22 protein-coding genes are annotated in these 19,804 nt (G+C 65.2%); 12 read left to right on the plus strand and 10 right to left on the minus strand.

All coding sequences use genetic code 11. From position 1 onward, the window contains the following. Positions 1–24: 24 nt before the first annotated feature. The 5 genes from K6G35_RS00630 to K6G35_RS00650 form a co-directional block, all read right to left on the minus strand. Complete coding sequence (locus tag K6G35_RS00630; RefSeq protein ID WP_495675987.1) at positions 25–474, minus strand: hypothetical protein; 450 nt, start codon at positions 472–474, stop codon at positions 25–27. Next, on the minus strand, positions 413–1,588 hold the full coding sequence (locus K6G35_RS00635; RefSeq protein WP_008642845.1) for a GTP-binding protein: 1,176 nt from the start codon (positions 1,586–1,588) through the stop codon (positions 413–415). The genes K6G35_RS00630 and K6G35_RS00635 overlap by 62 nt, the downstream gene beginning before the upstream one ends. Before the next feature lie 192 nt (positions 1,589–1,780). Next, entirely contained in the window at positions 1,781–2,200 is a 420-nt protein-coding gene (gene dksA, locus K6G35_RS00640; protein WP_008642844.1) for an RNA polymerase-binding protein DksA, read from the minus strand. A 588-nt stretch (positions 2,201–2,788) separates the two neighbouring features. Continuing rightward, complete coding sequence (locus tag K6G35_RS00645) at positions 2,789–3,880, minus strand: CobW family GTP-binding protein (protein ID WP_495675988.1); 1,092 nt, start codon at positions 3,878–3,880, stop codon at positions 2,789–2,791. Between the two features lie 50 nt (positions 3,881–3,930). After that, positions 3,931–4,440, minus strand: a complete 510-nt coding sequence (locus K6G35_RS00650) for a Fur family transcriptional regulator (protein ID WP_011515046.1) — start codon at positions 4,438–4,440, stop codon at positions 3,931–3,933. Between the two features lie 132 nt (positions 4,441–4,572). Between K6G35_RS00650 and K6G35_RS00655 the strand changes: the two genes are divergently transcribed. From K6G35_RS00655 to hslU, 4 genes are all read left to right on the plus strand, one after another. Continuing rightward, positions 4,573–5,472, plus strand: a complete 900-nt coding sequence (locus K6G35_RS00655) for an alpha/beta fold hydrolase (protein ID WP_495675989.1) — start codon at positions 4,573–4,575, stop codon at positions 5,470–5,472. A gap of 251 nt (positions 5,473–5,723) precedes the next feature. Further along, a complete protein-coding gene (locus tag K6G35_RS00660) occupies positions 5,724–6,710 on the plus strand; it encodes a tripartite tricarboxylate transporter substrate-binding protein (RefSeq protein ID WP_008642839.1) in 987 nt (328 codons plus the stop codon). 195 nt (positions 6,711–6,905) lie between these two features. Further along, entirely contained in the window at positions 6,906–7,442 is a 537-nt protein-coding gene (gene hslV, locus K6G35_RS00665; RefSeq protein ID WP_008642837.1) for an ATP-dependent protease subunit HslV, read from the plus strand. A gap of 18 nt (positions 7,443–7,460) precedes the next feature. Beyond that, on the plus strand, positions 7,461–8,792 hold the full coding sequence (gene hslU / locus K6G35_RS00670; protein WP_029306786.1) for an ATP-dependent protease ATPase subunit HslU: 1,332 nt from the start codon (positions 7,461–7,463) through the stop codon (positions 8,790–8,792). A gap of 77 nt (positions 8,793–8,869) precedes the next feature. Here hslU and K6G35_RS00675 read toward each other — a convergent pair whose 3' ends face one another. Further along, entirely contained in the window at positions 8,870–9,397 is a 528-nt protein-coding gene (locus tag K6G35_RS00675) for a YcnI family copper-binding membrane protein (protein ID WP_495675990.1), read from the minus strand. Between the two features lie 247 nt (positions 9,398–9,644). On the opposite strand from K6G35_RS00675, the gene K6G35_RS00680 reads away from it, so the two are divergent. Continuing rightward, positions 9,645–10,010 carry a hypothetical protein gene (locus K6G35_RS00680; RefSeq protein ID WP_035881257.1) on the plus strand — a complete coding sequence of 122 codons (366 nt, stop codon included), beginning with the start codon at positions 9,645–9,647 and terminating at the stop codon, positions 10,008–10,010. Between the two features lie 41 nt (positions 10,011–10,051). Here the strand turns inward: K6G35_RS00680 and K6G35_RS00685 are convergent, their stop codons facing one another. Together K6G35_RS00685 and K6G35_RS00690 are read right to left on the minus strand one after the other, a co-directional pair. Next, positions 10,052–10,645: a response regulator transcription factor gene (locus K6G35_RS00685; protein ID WP_008642829.1), complete on the minus strand. Its 594-nt coding sequence runs from the start codon at positions 10,643–10,645 to the stop codon at positions 10,052–10,054. Beyond that, positions 10,645–12,024, minus strand: a complete 1,380-nt coding sequence (locus tag K6G35_RS00690; protein ID WP_495675991.1) for an ATP-binding protein — start codon at positions 12,022–12,024, stop codon at positions 10,645–10,647. The genes K6G35_RS00685 and K6G35_RS00690 overlap by 1 nt, the downstream gene beginning before the upstream one ends. Before the next feature lie 181 nt (positions 12,025–12,205). Between K6G35_RS00690 and K6G35_RS00695 the strand changes: the two genes are divergently transcribed. Further along, entirely contained in the window at positions 12,206–12,694 is a 489-nt protein-coding gene (locus K6G35_RS00695) for a copper chaperone PCu(A)C (RefSeq protein ID WP_008647229.1), read from the plus strand. An 83-nt stretch (positions 12,695–12,777) separates the two neighbouring features. Here the strand turns inward: K6G35_RS00695 and K6G35_RS00700 are convergent, their stop codons facing one another. Then, positions 12,778–13,713: a LysR substrate-binding domain-containing protein gene (locus tag K6G35_RS00700; RefSeq protein ID WP_008647224.1), complete on the minus strand. Its 936-nt coding sequence runs from the start codon at positions 13,711–13,713 to the stop codon at positions 12,778–12,780. Positions 13,714–13,767: 54 nt separating this feature from the next. Continuing rightward, complete coding sequence (locus tag K6G35_RS00705) at positions 13,768–13,998, minus strand: cysteine-rich CWC family protein (RefSeq protein ID WP_495675992.1); 231 nt, start codon at positions 13,996–13,998, stop codon at positions 13,768–13,770. 209 nt (positions 13,999–14,207) lie between these two features. Here K6G35_RS00705 and argB point away from each other — a divergent pair, with 209 nt between their 5' ends. From argB to K6G35_RS00735, 6 genes are all read left to right on the plus strand, one after another. Further along, entirely contained in the window at positions 14,208–15,125 is a 918-nt protein-coding gene (gene argB, locus K6G35_RS00710) for an acetylglutamate kinase (protein ID WP_008647220.1), read from the plus strand. Positions 15,126–15,189: 64 nt separating this feature from the next. Further along, positions 15,190–16,194, plus strand: coding sequence for a pyrimidine 5'-nucleotidase (locus K6G35_RS00715; RefSeq protein WP_008647219.1), 1,005 nt, complete (start codon positions 15,190–15,192; stop codon positions 16,192–16,194). Next, entirely contained in the window at positions 16,191–16,841 is a 651-nt protein-coding gene (gene slmA / locus K6G35_RS00720) for a nucleoid occlusion factor SlmA (protein WP_008647217.1), read from the plus strand. The genes K6G35_RS00715 and slmA overlap by 4 nt, the downstream gene beginning before the upstream one ends. Positions 16,842–17,111: 270 nt before the next feature. Continuing rightward, entirely contained in the window at positions 17,112–18,284 is a 1,173-nt protein-coding gene (gene metX / locus K6G35_RS00725; protein ID WP_008647216.1) for a homoserine O-succinyltransferase MetX, read from the plus strand. After that, entirely contained in the window at positions 18,281–18,892 is a 612-nt protein-coding gene (gene metW, locus K6G35_RS00730; protein ID WP_008647215.1) for a methionine biosynthesis protein MetW, read from the plus strand. Before metX ends, metW begins: the two co-directional genes overlap by 4 nt. A gap of 92 nt (positions 18,893–18,984) precedes the next feature. Then, positions 18,985–19,803 (plus strand): acyl-CoA thioesterase, encoded by an 819-nt coding sequence (locus K6G35_RS00735; protein ID WP_011515059.1) that lies wholly within the window; start codon positions 18,985–18,987, stop codon positions 19,801–19,803. Position 19,804: the final 1 nt, after the last annotated feature.

The raw sequence follows: 19,804 nt of genomic DNA on the forward strand, positions 1-19,804 counted from the left end.
GCAAGATACCGCGCCCCCGGCCAATCAGGCGAAAGCGAATGCGGCCGGTGGGGCGCGCGAGCGGAATGGTTGCGCGGACGGCAGGTCCGGCCAGCGCCAGGCCAGGTTGGCTGGCTTGACCGGCTTGCCGAAGGCGAGCAGCGGCAGATGGAAGCTGCCGACGTGAATGTCGGCCACGGTTGCGCCGTCGAACAGCACGCAGGAGTGAAGGCCGAGCTTCAGGGAAAACGGTTCGGTGTGCGTTGCATCGTCGGCCGCCACCGTCAGCGCCGGCTGCGAGGCATTGGGCAGGCCACCATGCAACACGCGGTGGACCAGACCCGCGTGCTGGGCGAGCAGCAGGCACGCGACCAGCCACAGCACGGCCCAGAGGCTCGGGCCGCGCGCGCGCAAGCGAGAGAGGGTGCAGGACTCAGTGCGCATGTCCGCAATCGCACGGCCCGTCGCCATGATCGTGGTCGTGGCCGTGATCATGGTCGTGGTCGTCATCGAACGCGTTACCCCAGTCGGGGAACGGATCGGGGTAGGCCGCCCACGCCTCGGGGCCGGCGGCCATTTCGTCGTCGGTCAGCAGGCACGCATCGAGTTGCGCTTCCAGCGCGTGCGCGTCGAGATCCAGGCCGATCAGCACCAGTTCCTGGCGACGGTCGCCGTACTCTGCGGGCAGGCCGTCCTCGATCAGGTCGGCCTCGATGGCGGCGCGTGCCGGACCTTCGGGCGGCCACTCCTCGGCGTCGATCGCTGCCCACCATGCACCGGCGGCGCCGGGACGGCACACGCCGCCTGCCTGGCTCCAGTCGCCGGCGATGTCCATGCGGCTGGCGAGCCAGAACAGGCCTTTCGAACGCAGCACGTCGCCATGCTCGCGCATCCATTCGGTATGGATCAGGTCCGCGAAACGCTGCGGGTGAAACGGGCGGCGCCGGCGGTAGACCAGCGTCGACACGCCGGCGGCATCGGGCACCGTATCGCCCTGCAGCGCGGCTTGCCAGCCGGCGGCGTTGGGTGTGGCGTCGATGTCGAAGCGTCCGGTGCCCAGCACGCGCGCGGCGGGCACCTGGCCGTGGCTCGCATCGACGATGTCGGCGCGCGGATTGAGCGCATGGAGCATCACGTGCAGGCGCCCAAGCTGGCCGGCATCGACGAGGTCGATCTTGTTGACGACGAGGACGTCGCATACCTCGACCTGGTCGATCAGCACGTCGACGACCGTGCGGTCGTCGTCATCGTGCGCGGCCAGCCCGCGGGCCGACAGGAAGTCGGCGTCGTGGTAGTCCTGCAGGAAGCGGCTGGCGTCGATCACCGTGACCAGCGTGTCGAGGTGCGCCACGCTGGTGGTCTCGCCGTGCTCGTCCTCGAAGGCGAAGCCCTCGGCCAGGCCCAGCGGTTCATCGGTGGCGCCGGCTTCGATCACCACATGGTCGTACTGGCCGGTCTGGGCCAGCCGTTCGACTTCGGCAAGCAGGTCGCCATGGCTGTCGACCACGGCCACGCGCGCGCCGGCCTGGGCTTCCAGGTGGCGCAGCACGGTGGTCTTGCCGGCGCCGGTAAAACCGGACAGCACGGTGACGGGCAGACGAACGGCCATGATGATCGATGTTGATGCAACAAAGTTGCGACTGTAGCAGAAAGCCTGTCCCGGGGACAGGCGGTCATTCTGAAATCATTCTGCAATGGTAGTGTCGCAATCGTTACACCATCAAGGCAAATACGACTCCGGAAAAGAAAAAGCGGCCCGGATCACCGGGCCGCCGAGTTTTCCGCCTCTCGAAGGATCGAATCAGTCCCCGAACAGCTTCTGGCGCAGTTCGCGGCGCTGTTGCGCTTCCAGCGACAGCGTGGCGGTCGGACGGGCCAGCAGGCGCGGCACGCCGATCGGCTCGCCTGTTTCCTCGCACCAGCCATAGTCGCCGGATTCGATGCGCTGCAGCGATTGCTCGACCTTCTTCAGCAGCTTGCGCTCGCGGTCGCGCGTGCGCAGTTCCAGGGCGTGTTCTTCCTCGATCGTCGCGCGGTCGGCCGGATCCGGCACGATGACCGTTTCGCGCAGGTGTTCCGTCGTCTGGTCCGCATTCTTGAGGATTTCGTCGCGAAGCTGCTCAAGGCGATTTTTGAAGAAGGCGAGTTGCGCCTCGTTCATGTAATCCTTGTCGCTCATCTTCAGGATTTCAGCTTCAGTCAGAAGTTTGTTGCTGCTCATGGTCCCTGCTGATTCTCTTGTTGATGCGACCGGCGGCGTCGTCGTCCGCTCGGGTGCAGTGGCCGTCCGCTTGCGCGGGGCGGCTGTTTCACTCTGGCTGGCTGCAGTCTTGCTGCTTCGCGTGCCTCCCTTGGCCTCGCCCGCATCGGCGTGCGCCGCCGTACTGCCGCGAGGAGCTGGCGTCGCCTTTGCAGGCGCTGCCTTGCGCGTCTCCACCGCAGCGCTACCAGTCTTGCTGCGGCTTTCCTTCGTCTTTGTTGCGGCTGTCATGGGGACACCTCTCTACGCGTCGAAGAGTGACGGCGCATTGTCGAGGCGACCCCAGGCGGAGGGCGGTCTCCGCACAAAGCCCACGACCGCGCCTGCTGGCGGCCCCGCCTCATGCTGACGACGACTGCCGCCCTGCGGATACGGATGCGGCCAAAACGTGCGCCGTCCGTATCAAATCCGGCCTATTGTACTTGAACAACTTTCCGGTAGATATGGGAGAAAACCGGACAAAAGCCACGAGTTTTCCCTGTACCCCCTTTCGGGAGGGATTATCGGGCCGGATTTACGCAAGTGTCTGATGATGCACTAAACGCAAAGTCAGGCGAGGCAGGCCGTCAGTCCCTTCAGAATTGCGTCACGTGGCAGGTCCACGCCAATGAAGACCATCTTCGTGCACGGTTGTTCATCTTCCCACTTGGCGCCGATATCGCTGCCCATGAGCTGGTGCACGCCCTGGAACACCACCTTGCGGTCCACGCCTTCCATATAGAGCACGCCCTTGTAGCGCAGCAGCTTCTCGCCATACACGGACAGGATGCCTGACAGGAATTCCTCGAGCTTGCCGTAATGGAACGGCTTGTCGCTGCGGAAGACGAACGACGCGATCCGGTCGGTGTGGTGGTGATGGTGGTGGTGGTCGTGCGCGTGGCCGTGCCCATGATCGTGGCCATGTTCACGGCCGTGGTCGTGACCGCAATCGGCGCCGCAGTGTTCGCCGTGCTCGTGGTCATGGTCATGTTCGTGCTCGTCGGCGCGCAGGAAATCGGGGTCGATCTCGAGCTTTTCGTTCAGGTTGAAGCCGCGCAGGTCGAAGATCAGGTCGATCGGCGCTTCGCCGAAGTGCGCGGCGTTGATCGGCGCGCGCGGGTTCATGTGCAGCAGGCGATGACGCAGATCCGCCACCTCGGCTTCGCTCACCAGGTCGGCCTTGGTGATGAAGATCGCGTCGGCAAAGCCCACCTGGCGCTGTGCTTCTTCCTGCTTGTCGAGCTGCAGGTTGGCGTGCTTGGCATCGACCAGCGTGATCACGGCGTCCAGCAGGTAGCGCGAGGCGATTTCCTCGTCCATGAAGAACGTCTGCGCCACCGGGCCCGGATTGGCCACGCCCGTGGTTTCGATCACCACGCGATCGAACGCGATCTTGCCCTCATCGCGCTGGGTGACCAGATCGGAAAGCGCCTGCACCAGATCGCCGCGGATCGTGCAGCAAATGCAGCCGTTGCTCATCTGCACGATCTGCTCGCGGCCGTCCTGCACCAGGATCTCGTTGTCGATGTTTTCTTCGCCGAACTCGTTTTCGATCACGGCGATCTTCATGCCGTGCTGCTCGTTGAGGATACGCTTGAGCAGCGTGGTCTTGCCGCTGCCGAGGAAGCCGGTAAGGATCGTGACCGGAATCAGTTTGGACATGTTGTTGTACTCCGAGAAAAGGGCTCGCCGTCTAAAGGTGTCTGGGTGTGTCAGTGCGCGGATGCGTCGCCGTGCGATCGGCCGCATTCGGCGCAGATGCCGTTGACCGTCAGTTCCACGTGTTCGACCGCAAATCCGTTGGGTACCCGGGGGGCCACGGATTTTCCGGCAGACTCCAGGCAGAACGTGCGATCGCAGCGTGTGCAGTGAAAGTGGCTGTGCTGTCGATGGACTTCGGCGCGCGCCGCTTCGTGCTCCACAAGCGAGAAGCGGAACACGCGGTCGTTGCCGGCGCGTTTCTGTGCCAGGCCCTGGTCCACCAGCCAGTCCAGCACGCGGTACACGGTCACGCGGTCCACGTCGCCTTCGGCCGGCAGGTGATCGATCACGGCCTGATGGGTGAGTGGCTCGGGTGCTTCGATCAGGCAGGCCAGAATTGCCAGGCGCGGTTGCGTCACACGTGCGCCAAGCTGGCGCAGACGCAATTGCGCCGTGGCCAGCGGATCTCCGGGCATGACTGCGTCATCGGACGCAGCCGCATGTGGGGTGGTGCGTGTCATGCGAAGGATTTAACCATAGGCCCCTACCCGATGCAATTCAGTTGCACCAGCAGGGTCTTCGTGACGGCGGTGCGCCGGGATTCCGCCTATGATCGGCACAAAGCGCCAGAAAAGAGGCCCGGAGACAAAGTCATGCAGAACGATGCCAGTGCGTTGCTGTTTCCCAATTTCGAGTGGTTCCGGCTGAAGGTGGACGAGGTGGAGATCGCTGGCGTGCGTGGCGGTTCCGGCCCGCCGCTGCTGTTGCTGCACGGGTTTCCGCAAAGCCACCTGATCTGGCACAAGGTGGCCCCGGCGCTGGCCGACCGCTTCACGGTGATTGCCACCGACCTGCGCGGATATGGCAGCAGCAGCGCGCCACCGGCCAGCCCTGGGCACGAGGCCTACAGCAAGCGCGAGATGGCGCGGGACCAGGTAGAGGTCATGCGCCAGCTCGGTTTTTCCCGTTTCGCGCTGTGCGCCCACGACCGTGGCGCGCGCGTGGCGCATCGGCTCTGCATCGACCACCCCGAGGCGGTCAGCCGCGCGATGCTGCTCGATATCGCGCCGACGCTGGCGATGTACGAGGCCACCAGCATGGCCTTTGCCGCCGCCTACTGGCACTGGTTCTTCCTGATTCAGCCGGCGCCGTTTCCGGAAACCTTGATCAACGCCGAGCCCGCGTTCTTCATCGACAAGCTGCTGGGCTTGCGCCACGCCGGCCCGAGCCCATTCGCCCCCGATGCGATGGCTGCGTATGTCGCCGCGATGCAGGACCCGGCGCGCGTCCATGCGATGTGCGAGGACTATCGCGCCGCCGCTACCATCGATCTGGACCACGACCGCGCCGACCGCGAGGCCGGGCGCAAGCTGGCCATGCCCGTACGCGTGCTATGGGGCGAACACGGCGTGGTGGCGCGCTGCTTCGAGCCGCTGGCGCTCTGGCAGGCCCTGGGCGACGCAGTCAGCGGCGCGACGTTGCCGTGTGGCCACTATGTTCCGGAAGAGGTGTCCGAGCCGCTACTTGAGGAAATGCTCGAATTCTTCCGCTAGATGATAGTGGGTCACATTCTCACGGGTTAGCCCCTATACCTCGCAATTGTCCGGGGTTGCTAACATCCACCTCCGGCTCCGCCTGTCGGCGGGGTTCGCTGCCGCTTATCACCACTTACATAGATAGATGCCGATGGTCATCGTGGCGATTCCACCCGGATCGCCACGTTCGGGCGTGCCATGAAGACTGGCCTGCCCGGCGGCATACGCGGCGTTGGTACGGGGTATAGAGGGAATCAGGAGAGACGTATATGAAACGAGTTGCATTGAAATTCGCGGCCGTGCTGGCTGTTGCCGGCGTGGGCGTTTTCTCGGGAGCGCAGGCGGAGGAATATCCGGCCGGCAAGCCTGTGCAGGCGGTAGTGCCGTTTGCTGCTGGCGGCCCGACCGACAAGGTCGCGCGTGAACTGACGATGGTGATGTCCAAGCACCTGGGCACCACGATCGTGATCGAAAACCTGGGTGGCGCTGGCGGCACGATCGGCGCGAAGAAGGTGGCTCAGTCCAAGGGTGACGGCTACACGATCCTGATTCACCACATCGGCATGTCCACCGCCCCGGCGCTGTACCGCAACCTGGGCTTCGATCCGCTCAAGGACTTCGAGATGGTCGGCGAGATCGCCGACGTGCCGATGGTGCTGGTGGGTAACAAGCAACTGCCGCCGGCCAGCTTCAAGGAACTGGTGCCGTACATCAAGGCCAATTCCAGCAAGCTGTCGCTGGCCAACGCCGGTATCGGCTCGGCCTCGCACCTGTGCGGCCTGCTGTTCCAGAGCGCAATCCAGACCGAACTGACCACCGTGCCGTACAAGGGTACTGCTCCGGCACTGACCGACATCCTCGGCGGCCAGGTGAACCTGATGTGCGACCAGACCACCAACATCGCCGGCCAGCTCAAGGCGGGCGCGCTCAAGCCGTACGCGGCAATGCAGCCGCGTCGCGTCGAAGCGTTCAAGGACATCCCGACCGCCGCCGAGCAGGGCCTGCCGGGTGTGGAGGTGAAGATCTGGCACGCGATGTACGCACCGAAGGGCACGCCGAAGCCGGTGATCGACAAGCTGTCGGCCGCGCTGCAGAAGTCGGTGGCCGACCCGAACTTCCGCGCCAAGATGGCTGAACTCGGTGCCGAGGCCGTGCCGGCCCAGCGCGCCACGCCGGATTCGCTGCGCCCGTTCCTGGCGTCGGAAATCAACAAGTGGACGCCGGTGATCAAGAAGGCGGGTGTCTACGCGGACTGATCGGCAATCGCTGCTCCGTGCCGCAAAGGCCACGCGTATCGCGTGGCCTTTTTTATTGTCCGTCCCGTCCGCAGATAGGGATGGCGGCGGGAAAACGGGCGATTTCCTATATTGGAGAACCGTATCGGCGCCGGGCTCTTGAAAGCGGCTGAGCCGACGCCACCTACGCGGCTGACACCTATCACGGAAGGCACCATGGAACAGTATCACGGCACCACCATCGTCAGCGTCCGCCGCGGCAATCAGGTCGCACTGGGCGGTGACGGCCAGGTCACGCTGGGCAATATCGTGATGAAGGGCACCGCGCGCAAGGTACGCCGCATCTACAACGGCAAGGTGCTGGTCGGGTTTGCCGGCAGCACGGCCGATGCTTTCTCACTGCTCGACCGCTTCGAAGCCAAGCTCGAGAAGTACCAGGGCAACCTGACCCGCGCCGCGGTGGATCTCGCCAAGGACTGGCGCTCGGATCGCGCGCTGCGCCGCCTCGAAGCCATGCTGATCACGGCAGACAAGGACACCACGCTGGTCATCACTGGCAACGGTGATGTGCTCGACCCCGAAGGCGGCATCGCCGCGATCGGCTCGGGTGGCGCCTACGCGCAGTCCGCGGCCAAGGCACTCGTGGAGAACACGGAGCTGCCGCCGAAGGACGTGGTCGAGAAGGCCCTGACCATCGCGGGCGAGCTCTGCATCTACACGAACACCAATTTCGTTATCGAAACCCTCGACTGACGCGCTGAACGGATTCCCATGTCGCACACCATGACCCCGTCGGAAATCGTTTCCGAACTCGACAAGCACATCATCGGCCAGAACAAGGCCAAGAAGGCCGTGGCCGTGGCGCTGCGCAACCGCTGGCGCCGCCAGCAGGTGGCAGAGCCGCTGCGCCAGGAAATCACGCCGAAGAACATCCTGATGATCGGGCCGACTGGCGTCGGCAAGACCGAAATCGCGCGCCGTCTGGCCAAGCTGGCCGATGCGCCGTTCATCAAGATCGAGGCAACCAAGTTCACTGAAGTCGGCTACGTCGGCCGCGACGTGGACACGATCGTGCGTGACCTGGCCGAAATGGCCGTCAAGCAGACGCGCGAATCGGAAATGAAGAAGGTGCGCACCAAGGCCGAGGACGCCGCCGAGGACCGCCTGCTGGACGTGCTGCTGCCGCCGCCGCGCGACATCGGCTTTGCCCAGCACGAGGAGAAGGACTCGAACACGCGCCAGGTCTTCCGCAAGAAGCTGCGCGAGGGCGAGCTCGACGAGAAGGACATCGAGCTCGAGGTCTCCGCCGGGATGCCGAACATGGACATCATGGGTCCCCCGGGCATGGAAGACATGACCGAGCAGATCCGCTCGATGTTCGCGGGTCTGGGCCAGGGCAAGAAGGCGCGCCGCAAGATGAAGGTCAAGGACGCGTTCAAGCTGCTGATCGATGAAGAGGCCGCCAAGCTCGTCAATGAAGAAGAGCTCAAGCACAAGGCCATCGCCAACGTCGAACAGAACGGCATCGTGTTCCTGGACGAGATCGACAAGATCGCCAGCCGCAGCGAAGTGGGCGGCGGCGAAGTGTCGCGCCAGGGCGTGCAGCGAGACCTGCTGCCGCTGGTCGAAGGCACCACGGTGAACACGAAGTACGGGATGATCAAGACCGACCACATCCTGTTCATCGCGTCCGGCGCGTTCCATCTGTCGAAGCCGAGTGACCTGATTCCGGAACTGCAGGGTCGCTTCCCGATCCGCGTGGAACTGGAATCGCTGTCGGTGCAGGACTTCGAGGCCATCCTCACGCAGACCGATGCCAGCCTGACCAAGCAGTACCAGGCGTTGCTGAAGACCGAGGAAGTGGAACTGCAGTTCTCGCCGGATGGCATCCGCCGCCTGGCCGAGATCGCGTTCTCGGTCAACGAGAAGGTCGAGAACATCGGCGCGCGTCGTCTGTACACAGTGATGGAGCGCCTGCTCGAGGACCTGTCGTTCCACGCAACGAAGTCGTCGGGGGAAACCGTGACAGTCGATGCGGCATACGTCGATGCGCGCCTGGGTGACCTGGCGGGCAACGAGGATCTGTCGCGCTACGTGCTGTAACGCGGGCCGAAGCCTGAAAGTAAAAGAGCCGGGTGACCGGCTCTTTTCGCTTGGGGTGGCGTCGGACGCCCGGTTGCTCAGTGCGAGTGCGCGTGGCCGCCGGCAGCTGGCAACACCTCAAGCTCCGCTGCCGGGGTCTTCAGGTCCCGGGTGGTCTGCCCATCGGCGGGAATCTGTGTCCATTCGGACTTGCCGCTCTCGCATTCCTGCAGCACCGGGAAGTAGAGCTTGCCGCCCTGTTCGGGCAGCTTCATCAGCATGCGGAACTCGTCGAAGTGTTCGTCGGCGAGCGTGTTGCCAAACCACCGGATCGTATGCACGTCCTCGTCGATGGTCTTGCCGTGCGAGGTATAGGCCTTGGCGAGCTTCGCCCGTTTGATCTCGAGTTGCCAGCCCGGCTTCGGTTGCGGATGCACGCCCTGCACGCCATCTGGGATCGTCACCGTTACCGCGCGCGTCGCGCTGCCGTTGCAGCCATGGCCGACCAGCAGCGTGCCCTTGTAGTAGCTGCCCGCGGGCGCCTGCTTCTGCTCGAAAACGATATGGGCCGAAGCCATGGGGGCGGCAATGATAAGCAACGATGCCAGCAGGGTGCGGATGTTCATGGGGAAAGGTCGGAATGGCGAGCCGTGATAGCGCGCCAGTCTAGCGCCAAAGCGCGTTCGCACCGTGCGACCTGGTGACGCAGCGCATGGCGTGAGGGCGTTCACGTCCTCGGCTGGGCGTTGATGTCAGCGCGATGTATTGCCTCTGCTCACGCCGGTAAGGTTGGTAAGCATTGGTAAGCACACTGGCGCGGTCCTATCGGGAAATGAGACCCTTGCGCATCTTGATGGTCCTGGGAGTCTGCCCATGTCGCAGAACATTTCGCGAACCCCCTTTTTCCATCGCAACCAGGTGCGCAAGCGCCGAGTGGCGATGGCCACTGTTGGCGTCATGGCCGGCATTACCGCGGCAACGTTGTTCCTGTGTGTCCGTCCGACGATGGCGCAGCAGGGTGTCGCCGCATTGCCGGTGACAGATTCGGCCCACGCCGATCAGCCCGAACGTCGCGCCATGCACGAAGGCCAGGCCGCGGTGGCGGCCCTGGCGATGGCGTCCGGCGCGATGGTGACGCTGGCCGATCGCCATGCGACCGATGCCGTGCGCATTGCCGATGCGTCTGCGTCGACGGATGCCGACGATCTTGGTTGGGACTACGTCCAGTTGCGCCTGTAAGCCAGTGCGATGGCTGCGCGGCTGGCGCGAGCCGGCCGGATTCAGCGTGAAACCGGCCGCTTGCCCAGCTTGCGCTGCAAGGTGCGCCGATGCATGTTCAGCGCGCGCGCCGTGGCCGAGATATTGCCCCCATGCTCGGTGAGCACACGTTGAATATGCTCCCATTCGAGCCGTGCCACCGATAGCGGCACCGGTTCCTCCAGCGCGGCCTCGGCCGCATCCTCGGAAACACCCGCCATCAGCGCGGTCAGGATCGAGTCGACATTGGCCGGCTTGGCCAGATACTCGTCAGCCCCTTGTTTGACCGCGGCCACGGCCGTGGCGATGCTTGCGTAGCCGGTCAGCACCAGGATGCGCGCATCGGGCAACGCCGCGCGCAGCGGCGCCACCAGATGCAATCCCGATTCCGACGCTGACGTGCCGCCCGACTCCGGCGGCGGTCCCAGATGCAGATCCAGCGTGACGTAGGCGAATGGCGTCCTGCCGGCCAGGGCCAGCGCTTCGGCGCCGTTGTGGGCGACCTGCACCGCATAGCCGCGGCGCGTGAGGGCGCGGGCCAGGGTGCCGGAAAATACTTCGTCGTCGTCGATGACGAGGAAGGGCATGGCGTCGTTGGAGGCGGTGACGTCGGTCATCACGGTTGGAAGTCGGGTTGTGCGGCGATCGCGCGTTCGGATGCGGCCGTGAGTGGAAGGCGAAGTTCGAGCACCGTGCCCCCCGCCGGATTGTCATGCCAGGAGATCTGGCCACCGAGCTGGCGCGCGGCGCTCTGCGCGAGGTACAGGCCGATGCCCTGGCCACCGTGGGCGCTGGCCACCGGCGATTCGCCCAGCCTTGCGCGTAGCCCCGGCGGAAGCCCGTGGCCGTGATCGGTGACGCGGTACACCAGCGCATCCGCCTCGCGCGCGATGTCCAGCTGCAGCGGCGGCCCCTGGCGATGGTCGTGCCCGGCGGCCTGCTGGCTGCGCGCGGCATTGTCGAGCGCGATCGTCAGGATCTGGCTGATGCGTGCCGTGTCCACGGCCTGCGCGGCCGCATCGGGCGCGGCACTGGCCTGCAGGCTTGCCTGCGGATGACGCAGTTGCCAGCGTTCGACGAACGGCGCCAGCCACGCATCGATCCGCTGCGGTGCCAGTGTTTCATGGTCGGCGCGCAGCCGGGCCAGGATCGAACGGCAGAGTTCGAGCTGCTGCTCCATCGTGCGGAGGTCGGCCTGGTAGTCGGCCACCGGTGTGTCGCTGCGATTCGTGTTCTCGGCATCGGCACGCAGTTCCCCGGCGATCACGGCCAGCGTGGCCAGAGGGGTGCCGATCTCGTGCGCCACGGCGGCGGCCTGGTCGTTGAGCGCCTCCACGCGCGCCTCGCGCAGCAGCAGCTCGCGTGCCTCGTTCAGTTGCGCGTCGCGCTGGCGCAGCGCGTTGGACAGCCGCGCCACGAAGAACGCGATCATCACCGCACTGGCCACAAAGTTGAGCCACATCCCGGCCAGGTGATAGTTCACCGCGTTGTCGGGGTTGTGCAGATCGAGCGGTATGTACTCGAGCAGCAGCATCGAATAGCAGGCCAGCGCGTACGCCGCGAGCGTCACCACCAGCCGCCACGGCAGGATGGCCGAGGCAATCGCCAGTCCGGGCAGGTAGAACGACACGAATGGATTGGTCGCGCCGCCTGTGTAGAACAAGATGGCCGACAGCGCGGTCAGGTCGACCATCATCTGCACCATCAGCTCGGCGTCCGACGGCACCGTGCCGTGGCGTGTGTGCCAGTGCAGGCGCGCCACGGTGAACACGTTGAACACGGTCTGGACGGCGAACAGGAACAGCAGCGGCTTGTAGGGCAGGGCGATGCCGGCCAGCGACTCGCATGACACCAGCAGCATGGCCTGGCCGGCCAGCAGCGCCCAGCGCAGCCAGCTAAGGCGGCGCAGGCTCACCAGGCTGTGACGCTGCGGCGCCGTGCCGATGGGCGGGGCGACGGAGGGCGGTAGGGTGGACATGGCGATCGGGGGATGCATGGCGCGAGTGTAGCAATGCCGCGGATCGGCGCTTGCAACGTGCGACACAGTGCCGCATTCTGAACGGCGGGCGGCGCTGCCAGACTGCGAGGTTCAGATCGCGACAAGACACGCGGGATGCCGCGTGATCTAATGACCGCCCTCGACACCTAATTCGTGCTGAATCGTGGAGATGTTCCCTATGCAAGCCAAGTTCCGCGCGGCCCGCGCCGCATCGATCGCAACCCTCGCCCTGGCCGGTCTGCTGGCCAGCGCCCAGGCCATGGCGCAAGTCGACGTCAGCGACGCCTGGGTGCGCGGCACCGTGCCGGCGCAGACCGCATCTGGCGCGTTCATGACGCTGCACGCGCATCAGGACGCCAAGCTGGTCGGCGTGTCGTCGCCGGTGGGCACCGCCGAGCTGCATGAAATGAAGATGGAAAACAACGTTATGCGGATGCGCCAGATCCCCTCGCTGGATCTGCCGAAGATGCAGGACGTGCAACTGAAGCCGGGCGGCTATCACGTGATGCTGATGGGCCTGAAGCAGCAGCTCAAGGCGGGCGACACGGTGCCCATCACGCTGAAGTTCGAGCAGAACGGCAAGGTGATCGAGCAGCAGGTGAACGCGCAGGTTCGCGACATGACCGCCTCCGCGCAGGGTGGTGGCCACGGCGATCACAAGCACTGATACTGATGCACGGATTTTCGGCGCTGATCCGGCTACGTTGAGCGTCGGCACCGGACCCCATCAGGGGTCATCGGACAGGGCGGTCAGCCGCGCAGGCTGATCGCGTCCGAGCTTTCCGCTTCCGGCGCGACGGCTTGCAGTACTCGTTCGCGCAGCCAGGTCAGTCCCGGGTCCGCGTCGGCCTTCGCCGGCCAGATCATGCAGAACGCGAAGCCGGGGATCGTGAACGGCGCCTCGAAGATCGCCAGACGATCGTCTGCCAGCGCTTCGAGCGAGCGGCGCGCGGTGGTGAGGACCATGTTGGTGCCAAGGATCAGGCCGGGCGCCACGCTCCAGTGCGGCACGGTGCAGGCGATCTTGCGTCGCCCGCCCAGTCGGGTCACGGCCGCGTCGATGGCGTCCCCGCGCTCGGTGGCTGCGGTCACCAGCACGTGCGAGCGCGCCAGATAGGCCACGTGATCTAGCCGGCCCGTGTCGCGTACCGTTGCGGCGTCCACGGCACATGCAAAATCGTCGTCAAACAGCACGGCGGTGCGCACGCCTTCCGGCTCGAACGCGAAGGCGCCGAATGCCAGATCGATCTGGCCATCCGCCACCTGGGCGGTCATCGTTTCCAGGCTGCCCTGCGTGACGGTGAGGTCGATATTGGGCGCGGCCTTGCGCACCGTGCGCAGCAGGCGCGGCAACACCACCAGCGAACCATAGTCGGACATCGCCAGCTTGAATGTGCGCCGGGCCGTGGCGGGCTGAAAGCCTCCGGGCCCCAGCAGGATGCGGACCTGCGCGAGCGCCTCGGCCAGCGGTGCGGCCAGTTCGTGGGCGCGCGCGGTCAGCACCAGGCCGCCCTGGCCGCGTACCAGCAAGGGATCGTCGAGCAACTGGCGCAGCCGCGCCAGCGAGTGGCTCACGGCGGGCTGACTGAGCTGCAGGCGCAGTGCGGCGCGCGAAATATGGCGTTCCGCCAGCAGCGCTTCCAGCACCACCAGAAGGTTGAGGTCGATTCCACGAAGGCTATTCATGCCGCGAATGTTAAACCGAACTTGGGGTGTTTGGGCATTCGCTGCTCTAAAAATTCAATCTGGAGCAACGGCGTCCTGGGGGACGTCGTCCTGCCGCTGCCGAAGGCAGGTCGGACACAGGCAATGCTGGCCCGCCACGATCTTGCGCGACGGCAGCAGCGGCAGGCTGGCGCACCAGCATTCGGGCAGCCCGGCCACGTAGCCACAGACGAACGCGGTGCCGCAACGGCTGCAATGTTCGACCGGGCGCAACTGGCCTGTCTGGATTGTCGACGGATCGGTCATCGTATGCCACTCATCCGGATTGCAATGTGGTCGCGGGTTTCTTGTAAAATCGGCGCCTGCCGTGGCCGGATAGCGCACCCGGGGGGATCCCTGTGACGCGCTGCTTCCCAGACGGCTATTGCCGCAACGCCGGCCTCGCGCGTCCTTTGCCTGTCCGGCGGACGATTAGTCATGATACCTGCTCCACATCACACGGAATGTCCAAAGCCATGAACGCTGACAATCCTGAGCCTGCGACCAAGTCGGTTGCGGCCATCGCTCCCTCCCTCAAGGCTGAAATCCTTGCCGAGGCGCTGCCTTATATCCGGAAGTTCCACGGCAAGACCATCGTGGTCAAGTACGGTGGCAACGCGATGACGGAAGAGAAACTCAAGCACGGATTCGCGCGCGACGTGATCCTGCTGAAGCTCGTCGGCATGAACCCGGTGGTCGTGCACGGCGGTGGCCCGCAGATCGACGAGGCGCTCAAGAAGGTCGGCAAGGTCGGCACGTTCATCCAGGGGATGCGCGTGACGGACGAAGAGACGATGGAAGTGGTCGAATGGGTGCTCGGCGGCGAAGTCCAGCAGGACATCGTCATGCTGATCAACCAGTACGGCGGCCAGGCCGTGGGCCTGACCGGCAAGGACGGCGGCCTGATCCGCGCCAAGCGTCTGCAAATGCCGGACCGCGAGAACCCGGGCACCTTCATCGACATCGGCTACGTGGGCGATATCGAGGCGATCAACCCGGCCGTGGTGAAGGCGCTGCAGGACGATGCCTTCATCCCCGTGATCTCGCCGATCGGTTTCTCCGACGATGGCCAGGCCTACAACATCAACGCCGATGTGGTGGCTGGCAAGATGGCCGAGATCCTCAAGGCCGAGAAGCTCGTCATGATGACGAACATCCCGGGCGTGATGGACAAGAAGGGCAACCTGCTGACCGACCTGTCCGCGCGCGAGATCGAGGAACTGTTCGCCGACGGTACGATCTCGGGCGGCATGCTGCCGAAGATCTCGTCGGCGCTCGACGCGGCCAAGAGCGGTGTGCACTCGGTGCACATCATCGATGGCCGCATCGAACACTCGCTGCTGCTCGAAATCCTGACCGAACAGGCCTTCGGCACGATGATCCGCTCGCACTGAGCGCGTCGTACGGGAATCCGCCGCGTGCGGGTTCCCGCCTCTTCCTCCATCTCCAGTTACCCGCGTGTTCATTCGTCAGCCCACTCAGCGTCGCGGCTTAGAACGCGCTCGCCTGCTTTCTACCCACCGGCCGCGGCGTCATCTGGTCCGCGGCGCGGCCGGCAACACGTCTGGCGACACCGTCTGGCTGTTCGATCTCGACAACACGCTGCACGATGCCTCGCACGCCATCTTTCCGGCGATCAACCGACTGATGACGGCCTACGTGGCGCGTGTGCTCGGCTGCGATGACGCTACGGCCAGCCGGGTGCGCGTCGACTACTGGCAGCGCTACGGCGCCACGCTGCTCGGCATGGTCCGCCACCATCAGGTCGATCCGGCGGACTTCCTGCGCGCCGCGCATGATTTCCCCGAGCTGGCGGACATGGTGCGCGTGCGACGAGGTCTGGTGGCCGCGCTGCGCCAGTTGCCGGGACGGAAGATCCTGGTCACGAACGCACCGAGCAACTACGCGCGCTGCGTGATGGCGATCGCCGGCATCGATCGATGCTTCGAGCGGGTCGTGGCCATCGAGGACATGTGGGTACACGGACATCTGCGTCCGAAGCCGGACCGCCGCATGCTGCTGCGCTTGCTGGCGCAGATCGGCGTGGCGCCGCACCGGGCGGTGCTGGTGGAAGATACGCTGTCGCACCTCAAGCACTATGCGGGTTTGGGTATCCGCAGGGCCTGGGTGACCGGCTATCTGCGCACGATCGCGCCGTCACGGCCGCACGTGGTGGTGCCGGCTCAGGATGCCAGCGTGCCCGGCGCGGCGCGTGACGCGGTCACGCGCTCGACCCTGGCCGCCGAAGACCGCCAGCGCGTGGCGCATCTGGCGCAGGAACGGTCGGTGACGCTGGTGGCGGCCGAGAGCCAGGACCCCACCCGTGCGGCAACCACGCCACAATCGCAGCCCGATCATTTGCCGCGTGTGCGGGCACGCGTGACGAATCGGCCCGGCTATGTGGACATAAAAGTACAATCGATGCATCAACTCCTACGACGAATGTGGAGAACCGGGTCATGACTCAAACCATTTCAAGCCAGGCAGAGGCGGACACGCCCGCTGGCCACTCGCCGGAAGCGGCGCCCGCGCGCAAGCGTCCGCGCCCGGGTGAACGCCGTATCCAGATCCTCCAGACACTGGCAGGGATGCTCGAACATCCGCGCGGGGAAAAGATCACCACCGCGGCGCTGGCTGCGAAGCTCTCGGTATCCGAGGCCGCGCTGTACCGGCACTTCGCCAGCAAGGCGCAGATGTTCGAAGGCCTGATTGGCTTCATCGAGCAGACCGTCTTCGGCCTGATCAATCAGATCACCACGCAGGAAGAGCATGGGCTGCGCCAGGCGCAGGCGATCGTGCGCATGCTGCTGTCGTTCGCCGAGAAGAACCCCGGCATGACGCGCGTGCTGACTGGCGAGGCACTCGTCGGCGAACACGAGCGCTTGCAGGAGCGCATCAACCAGATGATCGACCGCATCGAGGCGTCGCTGCGTCAGTGTCTGAAGGTGGCCGTCAGTCAGGCGGCGTTTCCGCCCGATGCCGATGTTCCGTTGCGCGTGGCGCTGATCACGGCGGCCGTGCAGGGGCACTGGCACCGTTTTGTGAAGAGCGGTTTCCGCAAGGCGCCGACCGAGCATATCGACGCGCAACTGCGCATCCTGCTGGGCTGATCCGAACAGGAGCAGGCACAAAAAACGGTTTGCACTATAATGTGCGGGTCGCGCCGATTTGATGACTGGCTTGCGGGCGCGCGGCGATGGGAAGAGAAGTCTTCCGGTTGCCAATATAAATGCGGCTAAAGAGGTTGGGTCGGTGCCTCGCGGAAGATTCATGCATGGCACCGGCACGCGGGACACCGCGAACGCCCGACTTGGCTGCGAAGCATCACACGCACTGCCAGTCGGGTTTTTTTATGCCTGCCTCAATCGCGGGCCCCGCTCATGACCGATGTCGCTCCTCCCGCTGGTGTGCTCGACGTGCCAACCGATTCCGTCGGTGTCGTTACGCCCCAGCGCATGCATTTTTCGGAGCCGCTGCAGCTCCGCAACGGCAGCCAGATCGCCGACTACGACCTGATGGTCGAAACCTACGGCACGCTGAACGCCGCGCGGACCAATGCCGTGCTGGTCTGTCACGCGCTCAACGCCTCGCACCACGTCGCCGGCATTGCCGCGGACAATCCGCGCGATATCGGCTGGTGGGACAACATGGTGGGCCCCGGCAAGCCGCTCGACACCAACCGCTTCTTCGTGATCGGCGTGAACAACCTCGGTTCGTGCTTCGGATCGACCGGACCGATGAGCACCAATCCGTCGACCGGGGCGCCGTATGGTGCGTTGTTCCCGGTGGTGACGGTGGAAGACTGGGTCAACGCGCAGGCGCGCGTGGCTGACATATTCGGCATTCAGCAGTTCGCCGCCGTGATGGGCGGCAGCCTTGGCGGCATGCAGGCGCTGGCCTGGAGCCTGATGTATCCGGAGCGGCTGCGCCACTGTATCGTGGTGGCTTCCACGCCGAAGCTGTCCGCGCAGAACATCGCGTTCAACGAGGTCGCGCGCAGTTCCATCCTGTCGGACCCGGATTTCCACGGCGGCAACTACTACGCGCACAACGTCAAGCCGAAGCGCGGCCTGCGCGTGGCGCGGATGATCGGCCATATCACCTATCTGTCCGACGAGGACATGGCCGAGAAGTTTGGCCGCTCGCTGAAGGCCGAGGACATCCGCTTCTCGTTTGACGTCGAGTTCCAGGTGGAAAGCTACCTGCGTTACCAGGGCGACAAGTTCGCCGAGTACTTCGACGCGAATACCTACCTGCTGATCACGCGCGCGCTCGACTACTTCGATCCGGCGCTGGCCCACGGCGGCGACCTGACGCGCGCCATGGCGCAGACGCAGGCCGGTTTCCTGGTGGTCAGCTTCACCACGGACTGGCGCTTCGCGCCGAACCGCAGCCGCGAGATCGTCAAGGCGCTGCTCGACAACAAGCGACCGGTGTCGTACGCGGAGATCGACGCGCCGCACGGCCACGACGCCTTCCTGCTCGACGACGCCCGCTATCACAACCTGATGCGCGCCTACTACGACCGCATCGCAGAGGAGATCGGCGCATGAACGCGGCTTCCAATCCGAATATCCTCGCGCTGCGTCCGGACTTCCGCGCTATCGCGCGCTGGATCGAACCGAACTCCACTGTGCTCGACGCCGGCTGCGGCGACGGCAGCCTGCTGCGCGTGCTGCAGGACGAACTGGACGTTCAGGCCTACGGCATCGAGATCCGCGATGAAGAGGTGCTGGCCTGCGCTCAGAAGGGTGTGCATGTCATCCAGCAGAACCTGGAAGGGGGGCTGGCGCTGTTCGAGGACCAGAGCTTTGACACGGTGATCCTGTCGCAGACGCTGCAGACCATCCACAACACGGCCCAGGTGCTGCGCGACACCCTGCGCGTGGGCCGCGAGTGCATCGTCTCGTTCCCGAACTTCGGCTACTGGCCGCACCGGCTGTCGGTGTTTCGTGGCCGGATGCCGGTGTCCGAGTCGCTGCCGTACCAGTGGTACAACACGCCGAACGTGCGTGTGCTGACGATCAGCGATTTCGAGGCGCTGGCGCCCAAGGTGGGCTTGCGCGTGCTCGATCGCGTGGTGATGCACGAGGGTGTGACGGTGAACTGGGGCGTCAACTGGCGCGGCAGCCTGGCGGTGTACCGGGTCTGCGCGGTCTGATGGGGTATCGGTCTGGCGAGTCGATAGCTTGACGCAAGCCTCTAGCAGGCATACCGTACGCGAGTTACCGAACGATCGTACTATTTCCTGCCATGACGCAAGCGCCCCTGCATCCACTCGATCAAGCACTGAAGCTCGAACCCGCTGGCGAACATCGCTATGTGGGCCATACCAGCCAGGCTTACTGGAACATGATCGGCCCGTTCGGCGGCGCCACCGCGGCCGTGATGCTGCAGGCCGCCCTGGTGCATCCGGAGCGCCTGGGCGACCCGATCGCGCTCACCGTCAACTTTGCGGGGCCGATTGGGGAAGGTGACTTCGAGGTCGAGGCGCGGCCGTCGCGCACCAATCGCTCGACCCAGCACTGGCATCTGGAACTGCGCCAGAACGGCGAGGTGACGACCACCGGCAGCGCCGTGTTTGCCGTGCGTCGCCAAACCTGGAATTCGGGCGAGGCCGTGATGCCGCAGGTGCCCGCCGCCGAATCGCTGCCGGTCATGAGCGGTTTCGCGCCGGTGAAGTGGCTGGGCAGCTATGACATTCGGGCAGTGCGCGGCGCCAAGCCGACCACGGCCCCCGGGACCGAGAACCCCGACAGCCTGTCCCAGTTCTGGATTCGGGACGAACCGGCACGCACGCCCGACTATGCGTCGATGGCGGCATGGTGCGATGCGTTCTATCCGCGCATCTTCCTCAAGCGCGCGGGCTTCGTGCCGGCGGGCACGGTATCCCTGACCACATATTTCCACGCCGATGCCGCCACGCTGGCGGCAGTTGGCGACAGCCATGTGCTGGGCTGCGCGCAGGCGCGCGTGTTCCGCCAGGGCTTTTTCGACCAGAGCGCGGAGATCTGGAGCGCGAGCGGCGAGTTGCTCGCCACCTCGCACCAGATCGTCTACTACAAGGAATAAG

Source organism: Cupriavidus sp. HY129, assembly GCF_059492215.1.